This is a genomic window from Streptomyces bohaiensis, assembly GCF_012033785.1.
GTDB lineage: Bacteria > Actinomycetota > Actinomycetes > Streptomycetales > Streptomycetaceae > Streptomyces > Streptomyces bohaiensis.
The window spans coordinates 1-3970 of the sequence record NZ_JAAVJC010000360.1 but is presented as its reverse complement, the minus strand read 5'-3'; the positions used below and the strand labels follow the sequence as shown (position 1 = coordinate 3970).

Sequence of the window (3970 nt, the reverse complement as noted above, 5' to 3'; positions counted from 1 at the left end):
GGGCGCCGCGGGGTGACCGCGGTGCGGCGACCGTGGTGGCGGCGGCCTGCGCCGCTGTCCTGGTCGTGGTGGCGACCGCCGTGCTGGCCGTGGTCGGCGTCGCCGACCTCCGGCAGCGGGCAGCCCTCGCCGCTGACCTGGCCGCGCTGGCCGCGGCCGACCGGGCGCTGCTCGGACCGGACGCGGCGTGCGGATCGGCGGCGGTGGTCGCCGCGGCCAACGGCGCTCGGCTCACGCGGTGCCACGTGGCGGCCGACGGGGTCGCCGACCTCACCGTGGTGGTGTCCCTCACCGGCGCCGCCCCGGTCACGGTGGCGGTGCGATCCCGCGCAGGACCACCGTGAGCAGCCGGACGGCACCGCGCTTGTGGAGCGGGTCGTTGCCGTTGCCGCACTTCGGCGACTGCACGCAGGACGGACAGCCGCTCTCGCACTCGCACGCGGCGATGGCGTCACGGGTGGCGGTCAGCCACTCCCGGGCCGCGTGGAAGCCGCGCTCCGCGAAGCCGGCGCCTCCCGGGTGTCCGTCGTGCACGAAGATCGTCGGCAGCAGGGTGTCCGGGTGCAGCGCGGTCGACACACCGCCGATGTCCCAGCGGTCGCAGGTCGCGAACAGCGGCAGCATCCCGATGGCCGCGTGCTCGGCGGCGTGCAGGGCGCCCGGGAGGATCTCCGGTGTCAGCCGCGCCTCGTCCACCTGGTCCTCGGTGAGTGTCCACCACACGGCGCGGGTGCGCAGCACCCGCGGGGGCATGTCGAGTTTGATCTCTCCGAGGATCTCGCCGGTGACGGGCCGGCGCCGCAGATAGGAGACGACCTGGTTGGTCACTTCCACCGAACCCAGGTACATCCGGCTCGCACCCCACTGCTCGGTGAGGTCGGTGTCGAGCACGGCGATCTCACTGACGTCGCGCGCCGAGGTCGTCCACGGGGGCGCCGCTGCCTCGACCAGCGCGGTGTGGTCGCCGAGATCCAGGCTCCGCACCACGAAGCTGGTGCCGCGGTGCAGGTGGACGGCGCCCTCGTGCACGGTGGTGTGCGCCGCGGCCGTGTCCACCGTGCCGAGCAGCCGGCCGGTCGACTCCTCGACCACCTGCACCTGGGGCCCGCCCTCGCCCCGGATGTCGGCCAGATCGCTGGGCCGGTCCCGTCGGGTCCAGTACCAGGCGGCTCCCCGCCGGCGCAGCAGGCCGCGGGCGGTCAGCTTCGGGGCGAGCTCCCGCGCGGCGTCGTCGAACACCGAGAAGTCCGCTTCGGTCAGCGGCAGTTCGTCCGCGGCGGCGCAGAGGTGCGGGGCGAGGACGTAGGGGTTGCCCGGGTCCAGCACGGTGGCCTCCACCGGCTGCCGGAACAACGCCTCGGGGTGGTGCACCAGATAGGTGTCCAGCGGGTCGTCGCGGGCGACAAGGACGGCGAGGGCTCCCTGGCCCGCCCGTCCCGCGCGCCCCGCCTGCTGCCAGAGCGAGGCGCGGGTCCCGGGGAAGCCGGCGATCAGTACCGCGTCCAGCCCGGCGATGTCGACACCCAGCTCCAGCGCGTTGGTCGCCGCGAGGCCGAGCAGCTCGCCGCTGTGGAGGGCGCGTTCGAGCGCGCGCCGCTCCTCGGGGAGATAACCGCCGCGATAGGAGGAGACCGCCTCGCCGCGCCGGCGGTCCAACCGCTCCCGGGCGATGAGCGCGATCAGCTCCGCGGCCCGCCGGGAGCGGACGAACGCGACGGTGCGGGCCTCCTCCGCGACGAGGTCACAGAGCAGCTCCGCCGCCTCGGCCGTCGCCGACCGCCGCACGGGCGCCCCACGCTCGCCCTTCGCCTCGGTCAGCGGCGGTTCCCACAGGGCGAAGGCCAGCTCGCCCCGCGGCGATCCGTCGTCGGTGACCGCCCCGACCTCCACCCCGGTGAGTCGGGAGGCTCCCGGGCCGGGCTCGGCCGCGGTGGCGGAGGCCAGCAGGAACACGGGGCGGGTGCCGTGGTGGGCGCAGAGCCGGCGGAGCCGCCGCAGCACCTGTGCGACGTGGGAGCCGAAGACACCCCGGTAGACGTGGCTCTCGTCGATCACCACGTACCGGAGTCCGCGCAGGAAGGAGGACCAGCGCCGATGGCCCGGGAGCAGCCCGCGGTGGAGCATGTCCGGGTTGGTCAGCAGCAGGTTGGCGTAGCGCCGCGCCCAGGCTCTGGCCTCGGCCGGGGTGTCGCCGTCGTAGACGGCGTGCCGGACCGCCGTCCCCAGCGGTGCGGCCAGTTCCTTCACCGCGCGCGCCTGGTCCGCGGCGAGCGCCTTGGTGGGTGCGAGGTAGAGGGCGGTGGGAGCCCGGCCGTCGACGGGAGGACCGAGCAGGGCGTGCAGTACCGGTGCCAGATAGGTGAGGGACTTGCCGGAGGCCGTCCCGGTGGCGACGATGACCGACTCCCCGGCCAGCGCCCGCTCCAGGGCCTCCGCCTGGTGGCTGTAGGGCCGGTCGACGCCCTGCGCCCGGACGGCGGCGACGACGTCGGGGTGAAGCCGGTGGGGCCAGGGGGAATAACGTGCCGCACGAGCGGGCAGGTGCTCCGTGTGGGTGACACGACCGGAACGGTCGCCCGCTGATTCGAGGCGTGCCAGCATGGCCCGGGGTGATCGACGGGTCGTTGGCGGGTCCGGGGTCGGCGGGGCCGGTTCGTACTGCATCGACACCGAGTCTGTCACCGGTCCGGCGGACAATGACCATAAGTCGTCGTCCCCGGCCCTGGGTAAATGATTGAATGCACTGGCGGCAATCGGTTCGCCGCTCCGCCGAGGGGTGGGGGCGTCCCGGGGCAACCGCCCATGAGCAAGGTGCTGGAGGATCTGTGGACCTGTCCCTGTCGACTCGTACCGTCGGCGACCGCACCGTCGTCGAGGTTGGCGGCGAAATTGACGTCTACACCGCCCCGAAGCTGCGCGAGCAGCTCGTGGAGCTGGTGAACGAGGGCAACCACCATTTGGTGGTGGACATGGAGCGTGTCGACTTCCTCGACTCCACCGGGCTGGGTGTCCTGGTCGGTGGGCTGAAGCGGGTGCGTGCCCAGGAGGGTTCGCTGCGCCTGGTCTGCAACCAGGAGCGCATCCTCAAGATCTTCCGGATCACGGGGCTGACCAAGGTCTTCCCGATCCACGACTCGGTCGACGAGGCCGTCGCGGCCTCCGACTGACCGGTGTGACCGGCCCTCGGGCCGGTGCGGGCGACTCGCGCGGCCGGTGTTGCCGCGCGAGTTCGTGCGCCCGCGCGTCGTTCGCAAGCCAACCGCACCACACCACACCACCGTGCTCCTCGCTCACGGTCGGCGCACCCGCCGACCGCAGCGCCGCGACGCGGTGAGCGAGGGGACAGCCATGGCCACTGTCGATCTGCGCTTCAGCGCGTCGCCCGAGCACGTGCGCACCGCTCGGCTGGTAGCCGCCGCCGTGGCCCGTCGTGCCGGTGTCGACGAGTCCGTGCTCGACGAACTGCGTCTCGCCGTGGGTGAGGCGTGCACCCGCGCCGTGGGGCTCCACAAGTTGCACGGCCTGCGGACGCCGGTGCGGGTCAGCCTGACCGAGGGCGAGAAGACCTTCTCCATCGAGGTCGGTGACGACGCACCGGGGTCGGTGCCGCAGCAGCGGGACGGTGACGACGACGCGGGCGAGGAGACGGACGAGCTCGGGCTCGCCGTCATCAGCGGCCTCGTGGACGACCTGGAGGTCGCCGCCGACGCCGAGGGCGGCCGCATCAGGATGAGCTGGCCGGCCGCGGCCGCCGTCTGACCCACCGCCGCACCTGCAGTTTCGGCCCCCGCCGCCGGTCTCCCCGGTACGGGGGCCGACGTCTGCCCGGAGCCGTTTCGCGCCGTTCGGGCGAGCAGGGGCGAGCGGGGACAGCGAGCCCGCCGGTCTTCCCGGCCGTGCTGCCGCTGCGCTGTCGCACCGTGCCTGGCGCCGGCCGGCGCGGTGCGGGCGCCGCCCGCGCGACGCGGTC

The 3970-nt window shown here is 74.0% G+C and carries 4 protein-coding genes; 3 read left to right on the top strand and 1 reads right to left on the bottom strand.

The window, feature by feature from the left end; all coding sequences use genetic code 11:
* Positions 1–344 (top strand): Rv3654c family TadE-like protein (locus tag HCN52_RS22570; protein ID WP_245175373.1); only part of this gene is annotated, 344 nt, incomplete at its 5' end.
* Here HCN52_RS22570 and HCN52_RS22565 read toward each other — a convergent pair.
* Positions 307–2601 (bottom strand): DNA 3'-5' helicase SftH, encoded by a 2295-nt coding sequence (locus tag HCN52_RS22565; RefSeq protein WP_376767195.1) that lies wholly within the window; start codon positions 2599–2601, stop codon positions 307–309. The genes HCN52_RS22570 and HCN52_RS22565 overlap by 38 nt on opposite strands.
* A 224-nt stretch (positions 2602–2825) precedes the next feature.
* On the opposite strand from HCN52_RS22565, the gene HCN52_RS22560 reads away from it, so the two are divergent.
* Positions 2826–3167: an STAS domain-containing protein gene (locus tag HCN52_RS22560; protein WP_167933979.1), complete on the top strand. Its 342-nt coding sequence runs from the start codon at positions 2826–2828 to the stop codon at positions 3165–3167.
* A 181-nt stretch (positions 3168–3348) separates the two neighbouring features.
* On the top strand, positions 3349–3759 hold the full coding sequence (locus tag HCN52_RS22555; RefSeq protein WP_168090283.1) for an ATP-binding protein: 411 nt from the start codon (positions 3349–3351) through the stop codon (positions 3757–3759).
* The last annotated feature ends 211 nt before the right edge of the window (positions 3760–3970 follow it).